This is a genomic window from Chromobacterium sp. Rain0013, assembly GCF_015291765.1.
Classification (GTDB): Bacteria; Pseudomonadota; Gammaproteobacteria; order Burkholderiales; family Chromobacteriaceae; genus Chromobacterium; species Chromobacterium haemolyticum.
Window position 1 is genome coordinate 4,632,483 of record NZ_CP031514.1, and the last position, 18,477, is coordinate 4,650,959.

The 18,477-nt window shown below is 62.3% G+C and carries 17 protein-coding genes; 13 read left to right on the forward strand and 4 right to left on the reverse strand.

Annotated features, from left to right (window positions below):
* Positions 1-24: 24 nt before the first annotated feature.
* Positions 25-1,803, reverse strand: coding sequence for a M61 family metallopeptidase (locus tag DXT74_RS21180; protein WP_194426953.1), 1,779 nt, complete (start codon positions 1,801-1,803; stop codon positions 25-27).
* Positions 1,804-2,273: 470 nt separating this feature from the next.
* Between DXT74_RS21180 and ccoN the strand changes: the two genes are divergently transcribed.
* The 12 genes from ccoN to DXT74_RS21240 all read left to right on the forward strand — a co-directional run bounded on the left by ccoN (position 2,274) and on the right by DXT74_RS21240 (position 13,763).
* On the forward strand, positions 2,274-3,698 hold the full coding sequence (ccoN, locus tag DXT74_RS21185; RefSeq protein ID WP_019102680.1) for a cytochrome-c oxidase, cbb3-type subunit I: 1,425 nt from the start codon (positions 2,274-2,276) through the stop codon (positions 3,696-3,698).
* Positions 3,699-3,714: 16 nt separating this feature from the next.
* On the forward strand, positions 3,715-4,329 hold the full coding sequence (gene ccoO / locus DXT74_RS21190) for a cytochrome-c oxidase, cbb3-type subunit II (RefSeq protein WP_043632373.1): 615 nt from the start codon (positions 3,715-3,717) through the stop codon (positions 4,327-4,329).
* Between the two features lie 3 nt (positions 4,330-4,332).
* Positions 4,333-4,524 carry a cbb3-type cytochrome c oxidase subunit 3 gene (locus tag DXT74_RS21195; RefSeq protein WP_019102682.1) on the forward strand — a complete coding sequence of 64 codons (192 nt, stop codon included), beginning with the start codon at positions 4,333-4,335 and terminating at the stop codon, positions 4,522-4,524.
* Entirely contained in the window at positions 4,521-5,438 is a 918-nt protein-coding gene (gene ccoP / locus DXT74_RS21200; RefSeq protein ID WP_043632371.1) for a cytochrome-c oxidase, cbb3-type subunit III, read from the forward strand. The genes DXT74_RS21195 and ccoP overlap by 4 nt, the downstream gene beginning before the upstream one ends.
* Positions 5,439-5,592: 154 nt before the next feature.
* Positions 5,593-7,044 carry a cytochrome c oxidase accessory protein CcoG gene (gene ccoG, locus DXT74_RS21205; protein ID WP_194426954.1) on the forward strand — a complete coding sequence of 484 codons (1,452 nt, stop codon included), beginning with the start codon at positions 5,593-5,595 and terminating at the stop codon, positions 7,042-7,044.
* A 3-nt stretch (positions 7,045-7,047) separates the two neighbouring features.
* Entirely contained in the window at positions 7,048-7,575 is a 528-nt protein-coding gene (locus DXT74_RS21210) for a FixH family protein (RefSeq protein WP_019102685.1), read from the forward strand.
* On the forward strand, positions 7,575-7,994 hold the full coding sequence (locus DXT74_RS21215) for a YbaY family lipoprotein (RefSeq protein WP_019102686.1): 420 nt from the start codon (positions 7,575-7,577) through the stop codon (positions 7,992-7,994). The genes DXT74_RS21210 and DXT74_RS21215 overlap by 1 nt, the downstream gene beginning before the upstream one ends.
* 436 nt (positions 7,995-8,430) lie before the next feature.
* The gene (locus DXT74_RS21220; protein ID WP_019102795.1) at positions 8,431-9,807 is read left to right on the forward strand and encodes a peptide MFS transporter; all 1,377 of its coding nucleotides are present in this window, start codon (positions 8,431-8,433) and stop codon (positions 9,805-9,807) included.
* 177 nt (positions 9,808-9,984) lie between these two features.
* Entirely contained in the window at positions 9,985-11,469 is a 1,485-nt protein-coding gene (locus tag DXT74_RS21225) for a glycosyltransferase family 39 protein (RefSeq protein ID WP_194426955.1), read from the forward strand.
* A gap of 1 nt (position 11,470) precedes the next feature.
* A complete protein-coding gene (locus tag DXT74_RS21230; RefSeq protein WP_081554339.1) occupies positions 11,471-12,484 on the forward strand; it encodes a glycosyltransferase family 2 protein in 1,014 nt (337 codons plus the stop codon).
* Positions 12,481-12,888: a GtrA family protein gene (locus DXT74_RS21235; RefSeq protein WP_081554340.1), complete on the forward strand. Its 408-nt coding sequence runs from the start codon at positions 12,481-12,483 to the stop codon at positions 12,886-12,888. The genes DXT74_RS21230 and DXT74_RS21235 overlap by 4 nt, the downstream gene beginning before the upstream one ends.
* A 53-nt stretch (positions 12,889-12,941) precedes the next feature.
* The gene (locus DXT74_RS21240; protein WP_194426956.1) at positions 12,942-13,763 is read left to right on the forward strand and encodes a ChbG/HpnK family deacetylase; all 822 of its coding nucleotides are present in this window, start codon (positions 12,942-12,944) and stop codon (positions 13,761-13,763) included.
* Positions 13,764-13,781: 18 nt separating this feature from the next.
* On the opposite strand, the gene DXT74_RS21245 is transcribed toward DXT74_RS21240, so the two are convergent.
* Both DXT74_RS21245 and DXT74_RS21250 read right to left on the reverse strand, forming a co-directional pair.
* Positions 13,782-14,468 (reverse strand): TIGR01621 family pseudouridine synthase, encoded by a 687-nt coding sequence (locus DXT74_RS21245; protein WP_043632350.1) that lies wholly within the window; start codon positions 14,466-14,468, stop codon positions 13,782-13,784.
* Positions 14,461-14,967: an acyl-CoA thioesterase gene (locus tag DXT74_RS21250; RefSeq protein ID WP_019103425.1), complete on the reverse strand. Its 507-nt coding sequence runs from the start codon at positions 14,965-14,967 to the stop codon at positions 14,461-14,463. The genes DXT74_RS21245 and DXT74_RS21250 overlap by 8 nt, the downstream gene beginning before the upstream one ends.
* A 153-nt stretch (positions 14,968-15,120) precedes the next feature.
* On the opposite strand from DXT74_RS21250, the gene DXT74_RS21255 reads away from it, so the two are divergent.
* On the forward strand, positions 15,121-15,786 hold the full coding sequence (locus DXT74_RS21255) for a putative metalloprotease CJM1_0395 family protein (protein WP_194426957.1): 666 nt from the start codon (positions 15,121-15,123) through the stop codon (positions 15,784-15,786).
* Positions 15,787-15,967: 181 nt separating this feature from the next.
* On the opposite strand, the gene DXT74_RS21260 is transcribed toward DXT74_RS21255, so the two are convergent.
* Complete coding sequence (locus DXT74_RS21260) at positions 15,968-18,334, reverse strand: heavy metal translocating P-type ATPase (protein WP_231138237.1); 2,367 nt, start codon at positions 18,332-18,334, stop codon at positions 15,968-15,970.
* Positions 18,335-18,477 lie beyond the last annotated feature (143 nt).

An 18,477-nucleotide genomic window follows, 5' to 3' on the forward strand; every position in this document is an offset into this window, starting at 1 on the left:
GGAACGGCGCCGTCCCGATGAATGTTAGCGGCGCAGCCACCGGGCGCCGTCGTCCTGCAACAGCAACCGGCAGGCGTCGGCAGGCGCGGCTTGCAGCTCCACTTGAGCGCTGATCAGTTCGTCGCGGCGGAACCAATGCAGTTTAAGCTTATCGCCCGGCTGATATCGCGCCAGCGCCTTGTCCAGGTCCACCGCTTTGAGCTTGTCTATCGCCACGATCACGTCGCCCCCGGACAGGCCGGCGCGCTGCGCCGCGCCGCCGTCGTAGACGTTGATCACGCGCACGCCCTGGGCCTCGGCCACCGCCTTGACGCCCAGGCTGGCCGGAGCCGGCTTGCCGTTTAACGCCAGGCCGCCGCGATCGCCGGCGTTGGCGGCCGGCTCAAAGCGCAGTTCCACGCCCTGGGTAGCCAGCAGCTGGGCCAGCGGCAAGGGCTCGACGCCGCGCAATGCTTGATCGAAGAAGGCTTTGAGATCCAGGCCGGTAACGGCCTGCGCCTGTTTTTCCCACTCGTCCTCGGCCAAACCCTTGCCGTCGTCCAGCCACTTGCGCCACAGCGCCCGCATCACATCGTCCAGCGACTGACGGCCCTGGCTGTCGCGGCGTATGGTCAAGTCCAACGCCAACGCGGCCAGCGCGCCCTTGGTGTAATAGCTGACGATGCTGTTGGGGCTGTTTTCGTCTTGCCGGTAATACTTGGTCCAGGCTTCGAAACTGGATTGCTCCAATGTCTGCTTCAGGCGGCCGGCGCCGCGCTCCACGCCGCTGATGGTTTCCGCCAGCAGGCCCAGATAGCGCTTTTCATCGATCAGACCGCAACGCACCAGGCTCAGGTCGTCGTAATAGGAAGTGATGCCCTCAAAGGCCCACAACAAACGGGTGTAGCCTTCCTGGTTCAGATCATAGGGCGTGAACGCCGCCGGCTTCATCCGCTTGACGTTCCAACTGTGGAAGTATTCGTGGCTGATCAGACCCAACAGTTTCAGATAGCCGTCGCCGATCTCCTCAACGCCCTGTTGCGGCAAATCGTCGCGATTGGCCACCAGCGCGGTGGAAGCGCGATGCTCCAGACCGCCGTAGATGTCTTTGCCGACGAAAAGCATGAACACATAGCGTTCGAACGGAGCCGGCTCGCCAAACAATTTGATCTGGTATTCGCAAATTTTCTTGGTGTCGCGCGCCAAGCGCTTGAGGTCGGCGCGGAAACGACCGGAGACAACGAATTCGTGCGGTACGCCGCAGGCTTTGAAGCTGACTCGCTCGAAGGCGCCCAACTCCACAGGATGGTCGATCAACTCGTCGTAGGAAGCCGCCTGATAGCCGCCGAAGCCGGTTTTCTTGTCCGCGCCGCGCGCCGGCAGACTGGTCGCCACTTTCCAATCGGCGTAGGCCTTGCCCTCCGGCGGCAGGATCTCCACCGTGCAGGCCTCGTTTTCATAGCCGTCCACCGCCAGGAAAACGCTGCTGCCGTTATAGAAGCCGCGCTCCACGTCCAGATACGCTCCGCGCACGGACAGATCAAACGCATAAACTTTATAGCGCAGAACCAGCACGCCCTTGACCGGCGCGGCTTGCCAGCTGTTTTTTGTCAACTGGACCAGCTGCACCGCTTTTCCCGCGGATTCCGCGCGAATTTCCACAATATGCCTGGAGAACTCCCGGATCATGTAACTACCGGGAATCCAAGCCGGCAAGGAGAAAATCTGGCCGTTCTTTGCGGGTTTGGAAACGGTCAGGACGACCTCGAAAAGATGCGCCTCAGGGGCGCGGGGACATAGGGTGTAGCGGACGGAAACGGTCATGATCTGCCTGCAATCGTTGCAAAACCTTCTGATTTTAGCACTTGCCGCGGGTAAACGCTGCGTTTTATGACATCTTGATCCAGGTCAAGAAGGCTGGGCCGCCAGACAATACAATCTCGCCAGTAGCAACAGTATTTGCAAGAACTGTCACGCTCGCTTGAGACATAAATAAAGACAAATGGGAAAGCGACATCCCCGGCCGTCCAAACTGGCCCGATATGGGTAATTGATTTAGAATGCCGGGTTAACTAAATGGGGAAATTGCGCTGTCGCAATACGGGATGAACTGCTAATACAGACATCAGTACCGCTGCGATCTGGGTCAAGCGCTTGATTTTAATAAAAGTCGTTTTCCCTACGGCTTCGTCTGGATACAGTCACATCAGTACAGATTGGGACAGTCGCCCGGACTTCAAGCCGTCGATTAGATATGTCACGTTCTGAGTTAGCAACCTTGGAGAAAACCCTAAATGGAAACGCAATCCACTTATAACTATAAGGTGGTGCGCCAATTTGCCATCATGACCGTCGTGTGGGGCATTGTCGGCATGTTGGTGGGCGTCATCATTGCGGCCCAACTGGTCTGGCCCGATTTGAACTTCGGCCCCTGGTTCCACTTCGGCCGCCTGCGCCCGCTGCACACCAATGCGGTCATCTTCGCCTTCGGCGGCTGCGGTTTGTTCGCCACTTCCTACTACGTAGTGCAGCGTACCTGTAACGTCCGGCTGATCTCCGACAAGCTCGCCGCCTTCACCTTCTGGGGCTGGCAGCTGGTGATCGTGCTGGCCGCCATCACCTTGCCGCTGGGCCTGACCACCAGCAAGGAGTACGCCGAGCTGGAATGGCCGATCAAGCTCCTGATCGCGGTGATCTGGGTTGTTTACGCCATTGTTTTCTTCGGCACCATCGCCATCCGCAAGGTCAAGCACATCTACGTGGCCAACTGGTTCTACGGCGCCTTCATCCTGGCCGTGGCCCTGCTGCACATCGTCAACTCCGCCTTCGTGCCGGTGTCGCTGTGGAAATCCTACTCCGCCTACTCCGGCGCCGTGGACGCCATGGTGCAATGGTGGTACGGCCATAACGCCGTGGGCTTCTTCCTGACCGCCGCCTTCCTGGGCATGATGTACTACTTCATCCCGAAACAGGCTGGCCGTCCGGTTTACTCCTACCGCCTGTCCGTAGTGCACTTCTGGGCGCTGATCTTCACCTATATGTGGGCCGGCCCTCACCACCTGCACTACACCAGCCTGCCGGACTGGACCCAATCCGTAGGCATGGTGTTCTCCCTGGTGCTGCTGGCTCCGAGCTGGGGCGGCATGATCAACGGCATCATGACCCTGTCGGGCGCTTGGCATAAGCTGCGCACCGACCCGGTGCTGAAATTCCTGGTGGTATCGCTGTCCTTCTACGGCATGTCCACCTTCGAAGGCCCGATGATGTCGATCAAGACCGTCAACGCCTTGTCTCACTACACCGACTGGACCATCGGCCACGTGCACTCCGGCGCGCTGGGCTGGGTGGGCTTCATCACCATCGGTTCCATGTACTACCTGATTCCCCGCCTGTTCGGCCGCGAATCCATGTTCAGCCTGAAGCTGGTTGAAGCCCATTTCTGGCTCGCCACCGTCGGCGTGGTGCTGTACATCGCCGCATTGTGGATCTCCGGCGTGACCCAGGGCCTGATGTGGCGCGCGCTGAACCCGGACGGCACCCTGACCTACGCTTTCGTTGAGGCGGTCAAAGCCACCTATCCGTACCACTTCGTGCGTCTGCTTGGCGGCTTCCTGTACCTGCTCGGCATGTTCCTGATGGCCTACAACACCTTCCGCACCGTAACCGCGGGCCGTGCCGTAGACGCCAAGATTCCGGCCATCACCGCCCACGCTCATTGAGGCGCAAGGAAACATCATGGATAAGATACAAAAACTGATCGAAGAACACGTCGGCTATCTGATCGTGTTCACCCTGCTGGTCGTCAGCGTGGCCGGCCTGGTGGAAATCCTGCCGCTGGCCTTCCAGAAATCGACCACTCAGCCGGTGGCCGGCGTCAAGCCCTACACCGCCGTGCAGCTGGCTGGCCGCGACATCTACATCCGCGAAGGCTGCCACACCTGCCACACGCAGATGATCCGTCCGTTCCGCGCTGAAACCGAACGCTACGGCCATTACTCCGTTGCCGGCGAATCGGTTTACGACCACCCCTTCCTGTGGGGCTCCAAGCGCACCGGGCCGGACCTGGCCCGCGTAGGCGGCCGCTATTCCGACGAATGGCATCGCGTGCACCTGGTCAACCCGCGCGACGTGGTGCCTGAGTCCAATATGCCGGCCTTCCCGTGGCTGGCCAAGAATCTGGCCGACGCCGACAGCGTGCCGACCAAGATGAAGGCGCTGCGCCTGGTTGGCGTCCCATACACCGACAAAGACATCACCGAAGCCAAGGCTCAGGTGGAGGGCAAGTCGGAAATGGACGTGCTGGTCGCTTACCTGCAAGGCCTGGGCCTTGCCTTGAAGAACGTTCGTTAAGCCATGGACTGGGTAACCATCGGACGCTCGCTGTTCACGGTAGTGTGCTTTGCATTCTTCATCGTGGTGCTGGGCATCGCCTACAGCAAGCGCTCCAAGAACCGGTATGAGGACGCAGCCAACCTGCCCTTCCTCGACGACGACAAGGTGCAGGAAGCGGAACAAGACCAAGCTTCCAACGGAGCAAAAAAATGAGTGATTTCGTGAGCGAATTCTGGAACATCTGGATCACCGCGATCGTGCTGGGCGGCCTCGTATGGCTGACCTATCTGGTGTTTTCACAATCCAAGATCAAGGTGCAAAAGGGCGAACAGGTTGAGATCACCGGCCACGTGTGGGACGGCGACCTTTCCGAATACAACCACCCGCTGCCGCGCTGGTGGATGTTGATGTTCTACGTGACCCTGGCCTTCGCCGTGGTCTACCTGATTCTGTACCCTGGCCTGGGCACCTGGAAAGGCGTGTTCGGCTGGACTTCGGTAGACCAGTACAAGAAAGAGCGCGCGCAGGCGGAAGCCAAGTATCAGCCGCTGTACGACCAGTTCCTGAAACAGGACGTCAAGGCCGTGGCCGCCGACCCCAAAGCTCAGGAAATGGGCAAGCGCCTGTTCCAGACCTACTGCGTGCAGTGCCACGGCTCCGACGCCCGCGGCGCCAAGGGCTTCCCCAACCTGACCGACAGCAAGTGGCTGTGGGGCGGCGACGTCAAGGACATCCACACCACCATCTCCGAAGGCCGCCACGGCCAGATGCCGGCCTGGGGCGCGGCGTTCGGCGAGGAAAAGGTCAAGGACGTCGCCAACTACGTGCTGTCGCTGTCCAAACGCAAGCATGACGCTGAACGCGCGGCTCGCGGCAAGGAAACCTTCGCCACGGTCTGTGTCGCCTGCCATGGCCCGGACGGCAAGGGCAACCAGCAGTTGGGCGCGCCCAACCTGACCGACAACAACTGGTTGTACGGCGGCAGCGAGAAAACCATCATCGAAACCATCACCAACGGCCGCAACAACCAGATGCCGGCCTGGAAAGACTTCCTGGGTGAAGGCAAAGTACACCTGTTGACCGCTTACGTCTGGGGCTTGTCCAACAACCCCAAAGCGCCGCAATAAACCGGTACTGATCTACTGCCCGCTCATGCGGGCAGTATTCTTTCGCGAGGATGTTATATGATTTCATATAACATCTCCGCTCCGATGCAGCCGCGCATTTCGCCAAGCCCATACCCCCATGGCCTTGGCCAAATCCGCAGAGAAGGAAACGCCCATGTCCGATTCGCTCAAGGAAATCCCGATCAAGGTAGAACCGCCGCGCCAAGCCGGCTCGCAGCCCGAGGCCACCGAGACCGTTTCTCTGTACGAGTCGCAAACCAAGATTTATCCGCGTGCCGTCAAAGGCCTGTTCAACAATCTGCGCGTGCTCTTCGTCGTCGGCACCCAGTTGGTTTTCCTGGGCTTGCCCTGGCTGAACTGGAACGGACGCCAGGTGCTGCATTTCGATCTGATCGAGCGCAAGTTCTATCTGTTCGGTCTCACCATCTGGCCGCAGGACTTCGTCTATCTGGCCGCGCTGCTGATGTGCTGCGCCTTCGGCCTGTTCACTTGGACCACCATCGCCGGCCGGCTCTGGTGCGGCTACTCCTGTCCGCAGACGGTTTACACCGAAATCATGCTGTGGATAGAACAATGGGTGGAGGGCGACCGCGGCAAGCGCATCAAGCTGGACAAGGCGCCGATGAGCGCGCGCAAGTTCCGCCTCAAATTCACCAAGCACGGCCTGATGATCCTGTTCTCGCTGTGGACTGGCTTCACGCTGGTGGGCTACTTCACGCCGATCCGCGATCTGGTCGCCGCCGCGCCCCGCTTCGACTACGGGCCGTGGGAAACCTTCTGGATGTTCTTCTACGCCGGCTTCACCTATCTGCTGGCCGGCTTCATGCGCGAACAGGTCTGCAAATACATGTGCCCGTACGCGCGCTTCCAGAGCGTGATGTTCGATGCCGACACCCTGATCATTTCCTACGACGAGAAACGGGGCGAGCCGCGCGGAGCGCGCAAGAAAGGCAGCGACCCCAAGGAGCAAGGGCTGGGTGCCTGCATCAACTGCAGCATCTGCGTTCAAGTCTGTCCGGTGGGCATCGACATCCGCAACGGTCTGCAATACGAGTGCATCGGCTGCGCCGCCTGCATCGACGCCTGCGACGAAGTGATGGACAAAATGGCCTATCCGCGCGGCCTGATTCGCTACACCACGGAAAATGCGCTGGAAGGCAAATACCCTGAGAAAGCCATCGCCTCCCGGCTCAAGCGTCCTCGCGTGATACTGTATACGCTGGTGCTCGCCATCGTCATCGCCACCGCCATCGGCTCCATGTGGATGCGCAAGCCGTTCAAAGTGGATGTGATCCGCGACCGCGCCTCGCTGGTGCGTGAAACCGATGCCGGCTGGCTGGAAAACACCTATATCATTAAAATTATCAATACTACGGAACAGAATCAGCATTTCAGGATCACAGCATCGGGCTTGCCCGGCCTGAAAGTGCAGGCCGACCGCGGCGATATCGCCGTTGCCGCCACCGGCAACACCGACGTCACCGTCCACGTGCAGGCCGACCCGCAGTACGCGACCAAAGGCAGCCATGAAATCCGCTTCCTGATCCAGTCCATCAACCACCCTTCCCTGCAAGTGGAAGAGAAGTCCAGCTTCATCGGAGAGTAATACATGCAGCATACCGCCCCCGCTCCGCGCCCCTGGTACCGCGAACCCTGGCCCTGGATTCTGTTCGGCCTGCCGCTGGTGTCCGTCATCGTCGGCGTGATGTTCCTCGCCACCGCGATACGCACCGACGACGGCCTAGTCACCGACGACTACTACAAGAAGGGCAAGGCCATCAATATGGAACTGCGCCGCGACAAGCAAGCCTTCAATATGGGCTTGAGCGCGCAGCTGATGGTGGGCACGGACCAGCGCACGCTGCGGCTGATCACCACCAGCAAGGTGCCTCTGCCCGCCGTCATCACCATGCGCATGGTTCACCCGGCGCAGGACGACTTCGACCAACAGGTGGAAATGCGCCAGGCCGGTCCCAACCTCTACCAGGCCGTGCTGCCGGCGGTGCCGGTCAAGGCCAATCATTGGTACATCCTGCTGGAAGACCAGGCCAAGCAATGGCGGCTGCAGGGCGAATGGAAACCTGCCGAAGGCCAGACCGTCTCCCTCGGCCATCAAAACCTGGAGCCGGCGGACTGATGATGAAGCGACTGACCCGCTCCCTATGCGCATTGGCTCTAGGCCTGGCCTTGAGCGCAGCCCACGCCGGCGGTTTCGTGCCAGCCTATCTGACCGGCAATATCGCGCCTCAACAGAGCGCCACGCTGTCCCAGGCCAAGGACGTGCTCGTCAAAGTGCGCCTATTGGATCAAAGCCGCCAAGACGCGCCGCCCCAACTGCTGGCGGAGCAGATCCTGGAAAAACCACGCAGCATTCCGGCGGACTTCTCCCTGTGTTACGACAAGCAGGCGATCAAGCCCGATGGTCGCTATGTGGTGGAAGGCCAGATCTTTGTGAACGGCGAACTGCGCTACAACAGTAGCCGCCAGACCGAGGTGCTGCGCGCCGGCGCCGACGAACATCCGCAACTGAGGCTGGACACCGTCGGCGGCAACTAAGCCGTCCGCCTCCCGGCCCTGCCTCTGGCAGGGCTTTTTCTTTGCCCCTCCTCCACCGCCCAGATGAGTGTTGCTGTTTTGCCTCAGAGTCGGCGAATCGAAACACAACCCGTTCCGCACGCCTCCATCCAGCTGCAAATACGCATAAACCCCTCTCCCAACGGGATTTTCGACAATAGCCCAAATACGAACCCTCACTGCATTCATGTCATTTTACTTACAAATAAATATGACAAATGAGGACAGTTGGTGACGCATTTACTCTATTAATTACGATTGTATGGCAGTAAAGATTAAAAAATTTTCACATACAAACATTTCCTAGTTATTATCAAAAATTGCCTACAAAATCCAAGGCAATTAAAAAATACAACAACACCTCACTCGACCTTGCTCGTTCAAGTGGTGTCACTCAAGTCACACAAGGAAATAATCTATGTCGACCACTTCGCATCCCAAAGGGCTCTACCTGCTTTTTGTGACCGAAATGTGGGAGCGCTTCAGCTATTACGGCATGCGCGCCATTTTCGTGCTGTTCATGATCAAGGCCCTGATGTTCGACAAGGCTCACGCCGCCGACATCTACGGCACTTATACCGGCCTGGTCTATCTGACTCCGCTGATAGGCGGCTATATCGCCGACCGCTACTGGGGCAACCGCCGTTCCATCCTGGTGGGCGGCGTATTGATGGCCATCGGCCAGTTCATGCTGTTCTTCTCCGGCTCTTTGCACGACAGCAATGTGCAAAGCGCCGCCTGGCTGCTGTACGGCGGCCTGGGCATGCTGATCGCCGGCAACGGCCTGTTCAAGCCGAATATTTCCTCGATGGTGGGCCAGCTCTATCCTGAGGGCGACAAACGCGTCGACTCCGCCTTCACCATCTTCTACATGGGCATCAACGCGGGCTCGCTGATCGCGCCCTTGGTGTGCGGCACCCTGGGCGACACCGGCCACCCCGCCGACTTCAAGTGGGGCTTCATGGCCGCCGGTTTCGGCATGCTGCTGAGCCTGGTGATCTTCTCGCTGTTCAAGAACAAATATCTGGTGACCCCGCAAGGCAAGCCCATCGGCATGGCGCCCAAGCGTCACCACGACAGCGGCGAGAAAGTCGTACACGCCCCGCTGACCCGCGTGGAGAAGGAGCGCCTGGCGGTGATCCTGCTTGTGTCCGCCTTCGTGATCTTCTTCTGGTCCGCCTTTGAGCAGGCAGGCGCCTCGCTGACCTTCTTCGCCGAAGAACAGACCAATCGCAATGTGCTCGGCTTCACCGTGCCGGCCTCCTACTTCCAGTCGATCAACCCGATCTCGGTCGTGATTTTCGCGCCCATCTTCGCCCTCATCTGGACCAAGCTGGGCCAGAACAACCGCGAGCCGAACTCGCCGGTTAAAATGGCGCTGGGCCTGTTCTTCCTTGCACTGGGCTACTTGGTGATCGCCTTCGGCGTCGAAGGCCTGGAGCCGGGCGTCAAGGTCAGCATGCTGTGGCTGGTCAGCCTGTACGTGCTGCACACCTTCGGCGAGTTGTGCCTGTCCCCCATCGGCCTCTCGCTGGTGGTGAAACTCTCCCCGGCCCGCTTCACCGGCCTGATGATGGGCATCTGGTTCCTGTCCAACGCCGCGGCCAACAAGTTCGCCGGCACCTTGTCGGAGCTGTACCCGGATCCAAGCAAGCCGGTGCCGCACTTCCTCGGCTACGCCATCAACAATCTGCATGATTTCTTCATGCTGTTCGTGGCCATGGCCGGCGTCAGCTCGCTGGTGCTGTTCGCACTGTCGTACAAACTGAAGAAAATGATGCACGGCCTGCAATAAGCGCCGCGCGGCCCCGCAAGCCGGGGCACCAGCAAGATCCCAAAGCCGGCCTCCGCCGGCTTTTCGCTTATTCCGCCATCCACACAGGAGCGGGAAAAGGCTTTATCATACGGAGCTTCCGGCTCCTGACTCATACTCGCCGCCGCGCCCGCGCGCGCCGACGGCACCGCATCCCGAATGAAACTATCGACCCTTCCCCGCTGGCAGCAATGCGGCATCGCCGTCTTGCTGCTGTTGCTGCTGCTCCGTCTCATCGGCCTGTGGACGATTCCGCTGACCGACACCACCGAGGCGCGCTACGGCGAGATCGCCCGCAAGATGCTGGAAACCGGCAACTGGGTAACACTGTGGCACGATTACGGCATCCCCTTCTGGGCCAAGCCGCCGCTTTCCAGCTGGCTGTCCGCCGCCGGCATGGCGCTGTTCGGCGTCAATGAAGCCGCGGCGCGGCTGCCCTCGCTGCTGCTGGCCATCGCCACCCTGGGACTCTGCGCTCACCTGATGCTGCGCCGCAGCGGCCGCGAAGCCGCCATGGCCGCCGCGCTGATCCTGGCCAGCAGCCTGCTCTTCCTCGGCGCCGCCGGCACGGTGATGACAGATCCGGCGCTGTTGTTCTGTGTAACGCTGAGCCAGGCCGCCTTCTGGCACGCTCTTGCACGGGGCAGCCGTGGCTGGGGCTATGTGTTCTTCGCCGGCCTGGGGCTGGGCTTGCTGGCCAAGGGGCCGCTGGCGGTAGTGCTGGTGGGCATGCCCATCTTCTTCTGGGTATTGCTGCGCAATCAGTGGCTGGCGCTGTGGCGCAAGCTGCCATGGATCCGCGGCACTCTGCTGATGTTCGCCATCGCCGCGCCTTGGTATGCGCTGGCGGAACTGCGCACGCCTGGCTTCCTGGATTACTTCATCATGGGCGAGCATGTCAGCCGCTTCCTGGACTCCGGCTGGAAGGGCGACAAATACGGCTTCGCCCACGCCACCCCGCGCGGGATGATCTGGCTGTACACACTGGGTGCCATTTTCCCCTGGTCCGTCGCCATGCTGGCCTGGCTGACGCACCACGGCGCCAAGCTGCCTCGCTTTCGCCGCGACGACGACGGCTGGCTGCTCTATCTGGCCTTGTGGACGCTGATGACGCTGCTGTTCTTCAGCCTGTCCGGCAACATCATCTTCCCCTACTCGCTGCCCATGCTGCCCGGCTGCGCGCTGCTGTTCGCCGAGCTGTGGCACCGCGCGCGCGGCGGCGACGCCAAGCGCAGCGCGCTGCCCGGGATAGCCGCGATCGGCGCACTGTTGATGCTGGCGCTGCTGGCCTTCAACCACTACGACGGCAACCGCTACCTGCGCACTCAAAAACAGGTGGTCGCCGCCTGGCAGGCACAACAGCCCAGCGCGGACAGCGCCCTGATTTATTGGAGCGGCCGCCGTGAATTTTCCGCGGAGTTCTACTCCCACGGCCGCGCGCGCACCACGCAGGACCCTCAGCAACTGCGCGCTTGGCTGGCCGGCAAGGCCGGCAGCTTCATCGTCTGCGACGTCAACGATCTCGAACGGCTGCCCGCCGACGTTCGCGCTCGTTTCACCGAGCGCGCCCGCTTCAACATCATGAGCGACACCATGCTGCTGCTGGCCGATACCGCGCCGGCGGCCCCGACCGAGGCCCATTAATATGAGCAACGCCTTCGTCCCGCCTTATCTGCTTGGCCTTCGCGCCAAAGAGCGCCCGGCCGATCCGCTGGTCAGCTGCGTGGTGCCCGCCTACAACGAATCCGCCAACATCGTGCCGATGCTGCAGACCCTGCATCAGTTGCTGAACGACGCCGGCTACCGCCACGAACTGGTGGTGGTGGACGACGGCAGCCGCGACGACACCGTGGAGCAGGTACTGACCCACGCCGCGGAACTGCCGGTGACGCTGATCCAGCTGTCCCGCAACTTCGGCAAGGAGATCGCGCTCACCGCCGGCGTCGACCATGTCCAAGGCGACGTCGCCGTGCTGATCGACAGCGACTTCCAGCACCCGCCGGAGATGGTGCCGGTGTTTCTGGAGGAATGGCGCAAAGGCTACGACATGGTCTACAGCGTGCGCAGCAGCCGCGAAGACGAGCCGCTGGCCAAACGCCTGTTCACCCACGCCTTTTACCGCCTGGCCAACAGCGGCAGCCGCCATAAAATGCCGGCCGACACCCAAGACTTCCGCGTGCTGGACCGCTGCGTGGTGGAGGCCTTGCGCCAGATGCCGGAGCGCAACCGCTTCATGAAGGGTTTGTATCATTGGGTGGGCTTCACCCAACGTCCGATGCCGACTCAGACCCGGGAGCGCCGCGCCGGCCAAAGCAGCTTCAACTACCGCCGGCTGCTGGACTTGGGCATCACCGGCCTGACCGCCTTCTCCAATATGCCGCTGCGCATCTGGACCGTGATTGGCTGCCTGATTTCGCTATGCTCCATCGCTTACGCGGCCTGGGAACTGATTCATACCCTGCTGTTCGGCAATCCGGTCAGCGGCTGGCCAACCCTTGCGGTGGCCATCAGCTTCCTCGGCGGCGTGCAGCTGCTGTCCATCGGCATCCTCGGCGAATACGTCGGCCGCATTTTCGACGAGGTCAAACAACGCCCCACCTATCTGGTCAGCCGCATCAGCGGCCAGGGTGCGAGGGATGCGGGGAACTCCGACGAATGAGCCGCGAATTGTTCTGGTTCGGCGTGGTCGGCGTTTCCGCCATGCTGGTGCACTTCGCCATGGTGGCTTGGGTGCTGGTGCCGCTCGGCATGGCGCCGCTGCTAGCCAATGTGCTGGGCTTCCTGATCGCTTTCCAGGTCAGCTACTGGGGTCACCGGCAGCAGACCTTCCAGGCTCGGCATATCCCCCATCGCCAGGCCTTGCCGCGCTTCTTCGGCGTTGCCTGCCTGAGCTTCATCGTCAACGAGGCGATGTACGGCCTGCTGCTGCGCTTCACGTCGCTGAACTATCGCGCCGCGCTTTTGCTGGTGCTGATCGTCGTGGCGGCGCTGACCTTCGCGCTCAGCAAGTTGTGGGCCTTCCGCGGCGCGGAGCCGATACAAAAACCACACATAAACCCTTAATTTCCAGCACAAACGGATATAAAACTTTATCCGCTTGCCCCGGTCACACCCCCATGACAAAACGACTGACACTCTGCGCCGACGACTTCGCACAGTCCGACGCCATCAGCGCCGGCATTCTGGAGCTGCTGGCCGCCGGCCGCCTGTCCGCCACCAGCGTGATGAGCCAGGCGCCCAGCTGGGCCAGCCACGCCTCCGATCTCAAAGCCTTCGACGGCAAAGCCGACATCGGCCTGCATTTCAACCTGAGCCATCCCTTTGGCGATCAGGCCCGCCCCTTATCGCACTGGCTGATGAAGAGCCAGTTGCGCCAGCTGTCGCGCCCGACGCTGCGCGATGCCGCCGCCATGCAGATCGATCTGTTCTGCCAACATTACGGCCGGCTGCCGGACTTCATCGACGGCCACCAGCATGTGCACGCGCTGCCGGTGGTTCGCGACGCCTTGTTCGAAGCCATTACCCAACGCTGGCAGGGCCAGGCGCTGCCCTATTTGCGCGCGCCGGATCGTCTTGGCCACCCCGGCGACAACCGGCTCAAGGCGCTGGTGCTTCGCAGCGTCAGCACCGGTTTCGACGACGGCGCTCGCGAGCAGGGCTTCAGCACCACGCCTTGGTTTGGCGGCATGTACTCGCTGACGCCGCAAGCGGACTTCGCCGGGCTGATGCAGCAGTGGCTGGCTCGCAGCCCCGACCGGGGCCTGATCATGTGCCATCCCGGCCACTTGGCCGTGGATAAAGACGACCCGATTGCCGCGACGCGGGACAAGGAATTCCGCTTCCTCGCCAGCCAGGCCTTCGCCGATCTCTGCGGCCAGTACGGCGTGGAGTTGGCCCGTTTCGACAAGGCCGCTCCCACCACTACGCTGGCGGCCTGAGCAGGCCGCGGCCGGCCCTCACACTGCCGGCCAGTTCAAATCCCAGGGGGCGCCCAAGCCTTGCAACACCGCACCGCAGGCATCGGACAGGAAGGCTTCGCCCTGGCTCGGCGGACAGACAAAGCTGAATTGCTCTCCCTCCAGTTCAAAGCGCAAGGCGTAGGCGTGTAGATAACCCCTGTCCGCCGGCGCGCCGCCGTAGAGCAGATCGCCCAGGATAGGCGCCGATTGCGATTTCAAAGCCACTCTCAACTGATGGGTCTTGCCGCTGCGCGGCCGCAACAGGAATAAGCGCAGACCCGGCTGCAACGAATAGCTGAAGAACTGCGTCACCGCCGGGTTTTCCTGACTGTTCAGCAAACGCCAGGCGCCTCCGCGCCCCTTGCCCATGTCCCCCGCCACCTTGCCCTGTTTCTTGCTCGGCTTGCGGTCAGACAGCGCCAGATAATATTTCTCGATCTCTCTCCCGGCGAAGGCTTGGCCCAGCCGCGCCGCCGTCTCTGCCGAACGCGCCACCAGGATCAAGCCGGAAGTGATGCGGTCCAAGCGGTGCACCGGCCACAAAGCCTCGTCGCCCAGACCGGCGCGCAAGGCCTCCATCAAGCCGGCCTCCTCGCCGTCTCGGTGAAAGCTGACGCCGGGCGCCTTGTCCACCAGGTAGAAGCGCGGCTCCGCGTGCAAGAGGGTGAAAGCCGCCTCAGGCATCGGCCCCGTCCTGGCTGGAGGCTTGGCGCATGCGCTGCTCGGTTTCCATCCGCATCTTCTTGCGGATTTCCGCATCGCGGAAACGGTGCTGCTGCTCCGCCGTTTCCAACGACAGCGGCGGCACCGGCACCGCTTTACCGTTTTCAAACGCCACCATGGTGAAGTAGCAGCTATTGGTGTGGCGCACCGTGCGCTTCTGAATGTCTTCCGCCACCACCTTGATGCCCACCTCCATCGAGGTGCGCCCCACGTGATTGACGCTGGCGAGAAAGGTCACCAGTTCGCCAACGTGAATGGCCTGCTTGAACAGCACCTGATCCACGGACAGCGTCACCACGTAACAGCCGGCGTAACGGCTGGCGCAGGCGTAAGCCACTTGGTCCAGCAGCTTCAACAGTACTCCGCCGTGGACATTGCCGGAAAAATTGGCCATGTCCGGCGTCATCAACACCGACATCACCAGCTCGCGCTGACTCGCCTGTTCCACTTGCTGCGCCATGTTTCGCTCCCAAAAAATCCGAAACCGCCTATTGTGCCCCCATCCCTCCTTTTTAAACAGTTTTTGCCCATGCTGCTTGGTAAGACTTTTGATTTGGGCAAAGCCGGCCCATAGCGGCTAAACTGAGAAATATCAAGCTAAAACCGTGAATTCATGAGCCTTTCCGGAATATCCAGCTACGGCGGTTATGGCGGCTACGCATTACAGACCAGCCACGGCCCCAACTGCCAGTGCCCGGCTTGCCAGCAAAACCTGGCAAGCGCCGCGGCGCCGGTGGGGATAGCCGCATCCGGAAACCGCGCCGGCAACGCCGATGCCGCTCCAGATCAACCGGATCAAGCCAAACCCAACGCCGCGCGCGGCATCGACGGCAAGCCGCTGGACGAGCAGCAGCAAAAACAAGTGGAAGCGCTGAAGGCCCGCGACAGCGATGTGCGCCAGCACGAACAAGCCCACCTGGCGGCCGGCGGCGCGCTGGCCGGCGGCGGCGCCACCTATAGCTATCAGCAAGGCCCGGACGGCAAGCAATATGCGATAGGCGGCGAAGTCGGCATCCGCCTGGCGCGGGGCAGCACCCCGCAAGAAACCATAAGCAATGCCCAGACCGTGCAGCGCGCCGCGCTGGCGCCGGCCGACCCCTCCGGCCAGGACCGCGCGGTGGCCGCCGCCGCCGCGCAGATGGAACAGCAGGCGCGCATTGAACTGATGCAGCAGCAAGCCGGCAAGCAGGGTTTGAGCCCGCTTCAAGCGCGGCAGAAAATCAACAGCCCCGAGCAACAAGGCCCGGGGCTGGGGTCCAACATCGATACCTACGCCTGAGAGCCTGTTTACGCTCTGCTACGCTGCGGCGGGATCGTCAGGCAAGGGCGTCGAAACCCGCTTCAAAGTGCTCATATACCGCATGTACATTCCGCTTCTTCGGCGGCAAGCCCTTGTCTCGCCCTAGCTCGCCAGATCGTAAACACGTTCCAGATTCAGGCGGCATCCCACGCAATCTCCCTCACTCCGCCTTGCGCACGCCGCGCGCCAGCCGCAGACCGTTGGCGATCACCACCAGGCTGGTGCCCACATCGGCGAACACCGCCATCCACAAGCTGGCCATACCCAGCATCGCCAATACGAAGAACACCAGCTTGGTCAACAAGGCCACCGCGATGTTCGCTTTCAGCACCCGCGAAGTGCGCCGGGCGTGGCTGAGCAAATCAGCCAGCTTGGCCAGCTTGTCGTCCATCAAGGCCACGCCGGCGGTTTCCAGCGCGCTGTCGGAACCGGCCGCCCCCATGGCGATGCCCAGGTCGGCCCGGGCCAGCGCCGGCGCGTCGTTGACGCCGTCGCCCACCATCGCCACCATCTTGCCGGAGGCTTGCAAACGGACAATGCGCTCCAGCTTGTCTTCCGGCAACAAACCGCCGTGGGCTTCTACGATGCCGGTCTGCGCCGCCACCGCCTGCGCCACCTGCTGGTTGTCGCCGCTCAACATCACCGTCGCCACGCCCAACTTGGCCAATTGACGCAGAGCCGCCGGCGCTTCCGGACGAATCCGGTCCGCCACCGCGATCACGCCTAGCGCCCGCTCGCCCTCCAGCAACACCAAGGCGCCCTGTCCCGCCAATTCCAAGCGCGACAGCTCGGCCTGCAAGGCATCGCTCAACGCCCCCTGCTCCCGCGCCAGCCTGCTGCTGCCCAAAGCCAGCTTCCGGCCGTCCGCCAAGCCGCTGACGCCGCGCCCGGCCTGCTCGCTGACCTGTTCCGCCTCCGGCCAGGATAGGCCTCGCGCGTTCGCCGCCGCCAGCACCGCCTTGGCCAGCGGATGAGTGGAATGCGCGTCCAGAGCCGCTGCCCAACGCAACAACTGGTCCTGATCCGCCTCGGCCAGCGTCACCACGCCCGTCACTTGCGGCTCGCCCTCGGTCAGGGTGCCGGTCTTGTCGAAACACACCGCGTCTATCCTGGCCGCCATTTCCAGCGGCGCGCCGCCCTTGATCAGCAGGCCGTGCTTGGCGGCTGACGCCAAGGCGCTGACCACGGTCACCGGCGTGGCGATCACCAGCGCGCACGGGCAGGCGATCACCAGCATCACCAGCGCGTTGTAGACCGCCTCGTTCCAGCTCAGCCACCCCAGCATAGGGGTAGCCACGGCAAACAGCAGCGCGGCCGCCAACACCACCGGGGTATAAACCTCGGCGAAGCGGTCGATGAAACGCTGCGTCGGCGCCTTGCTGGCCTGAGCATTGCGCACAGTGTCGATGATGCGCGCCAACACGCTGCCGTTGGCCCCCGCCATGGTCAGCACTTCCACCACGCCGCTGCCGTTGATGCTGCCGGCGAAGACCGCTTCGCCCGGAGACTTGTCCACGGGCAGGCTCTCGCCGGTGATAGGCGCTTCGTTGAACGCGCTGTGGCCTTGTTCGATGCGGCCGTCCAGCGGCACTCGCTCGCCCGGACGCACCCGCACTCGGCTGCCCGGCGCCACGTCGGCGGCCGGGCGCTCCACCCATTCGCCGCCGCTCTGCACCCAGGCGGTTTCCGGCGCCAGCGACATCAAGGCTTTGACCGCTTCGCCGGCGCGCGCCAGCGACATCGCCTCCAGCCGCTCGGCGATGGCGAACAGGAACAACACCATCGCCGCCTCCGGCCATTGGCCGATCAGCATCGCGCCTATCACCGCCACCGACATCAGGAAATGGATGTTGAGCGTGCGGGTGGACAGCGCGATCCAGCCCTTTTTCAGCGTGGGCATGCCGCCCAGCAAGATGGAGGCCAAGGCCAGCGCCGCGCTGCCCCAGCCCTGGTCCGCTCCGCTGAGCCAGGCCACGCCTTCCGAACCCGCCGCCGCCAGGCCGGATAGCGCCAGCAGCCAATTGCCCCGACGCGAAGCCTTGGGCTGCTCCACCAGCGCCGAGGCGTCATTCAGCTCCACCGCCTTCATGCCCACCTTGGCGATGGCTTGTTTAACGCCCTCCAGATTGGGCAGGTCGTGACGCACCAGCAGCACCCGCTCGATAAAGTTGAACTCCAGCGCGGCCACCCCGGCCATGCCGCCCAAAGCCTTTTCAATCAGCTTGGCCTCGGTCGGGCAGTCCATCGCCTGGATATGCAAGCGCGCTTGCTGCCGGCCGCCCTCTCCCAGCGCCACCGCGCGCGGCGCTTCCGCGCCGTGATCATGGCCTGAGCAGGACTTGCCGGCATGATCGTGGCTGTGGCCATGCTCGTGGTCATGATCACGCGCCGGCATCGCCGCCTCTAATTTGTGGCCGCAGCAATCGTCCGCCTGGCGCGGATCTGGCTTGCCCTCTCCGCCCCGGCAAGAAGCATGGCCGGCATGCGGCGCACGCCGGCGTCGCTGTTTTTGCGCTGCTTGGAACATGGAGGCCTCCCTTGGTCGGATTGATATAGCCTCATTGCAAACCCTATAGTCGCTACAAGGTCAAGCTTTTTTGCTAAAATTCCATCATCCGGCGGAAAATCGCCGCCATCGCCCCATTGCCGGGCGTCTTGCGGGAGGACTGA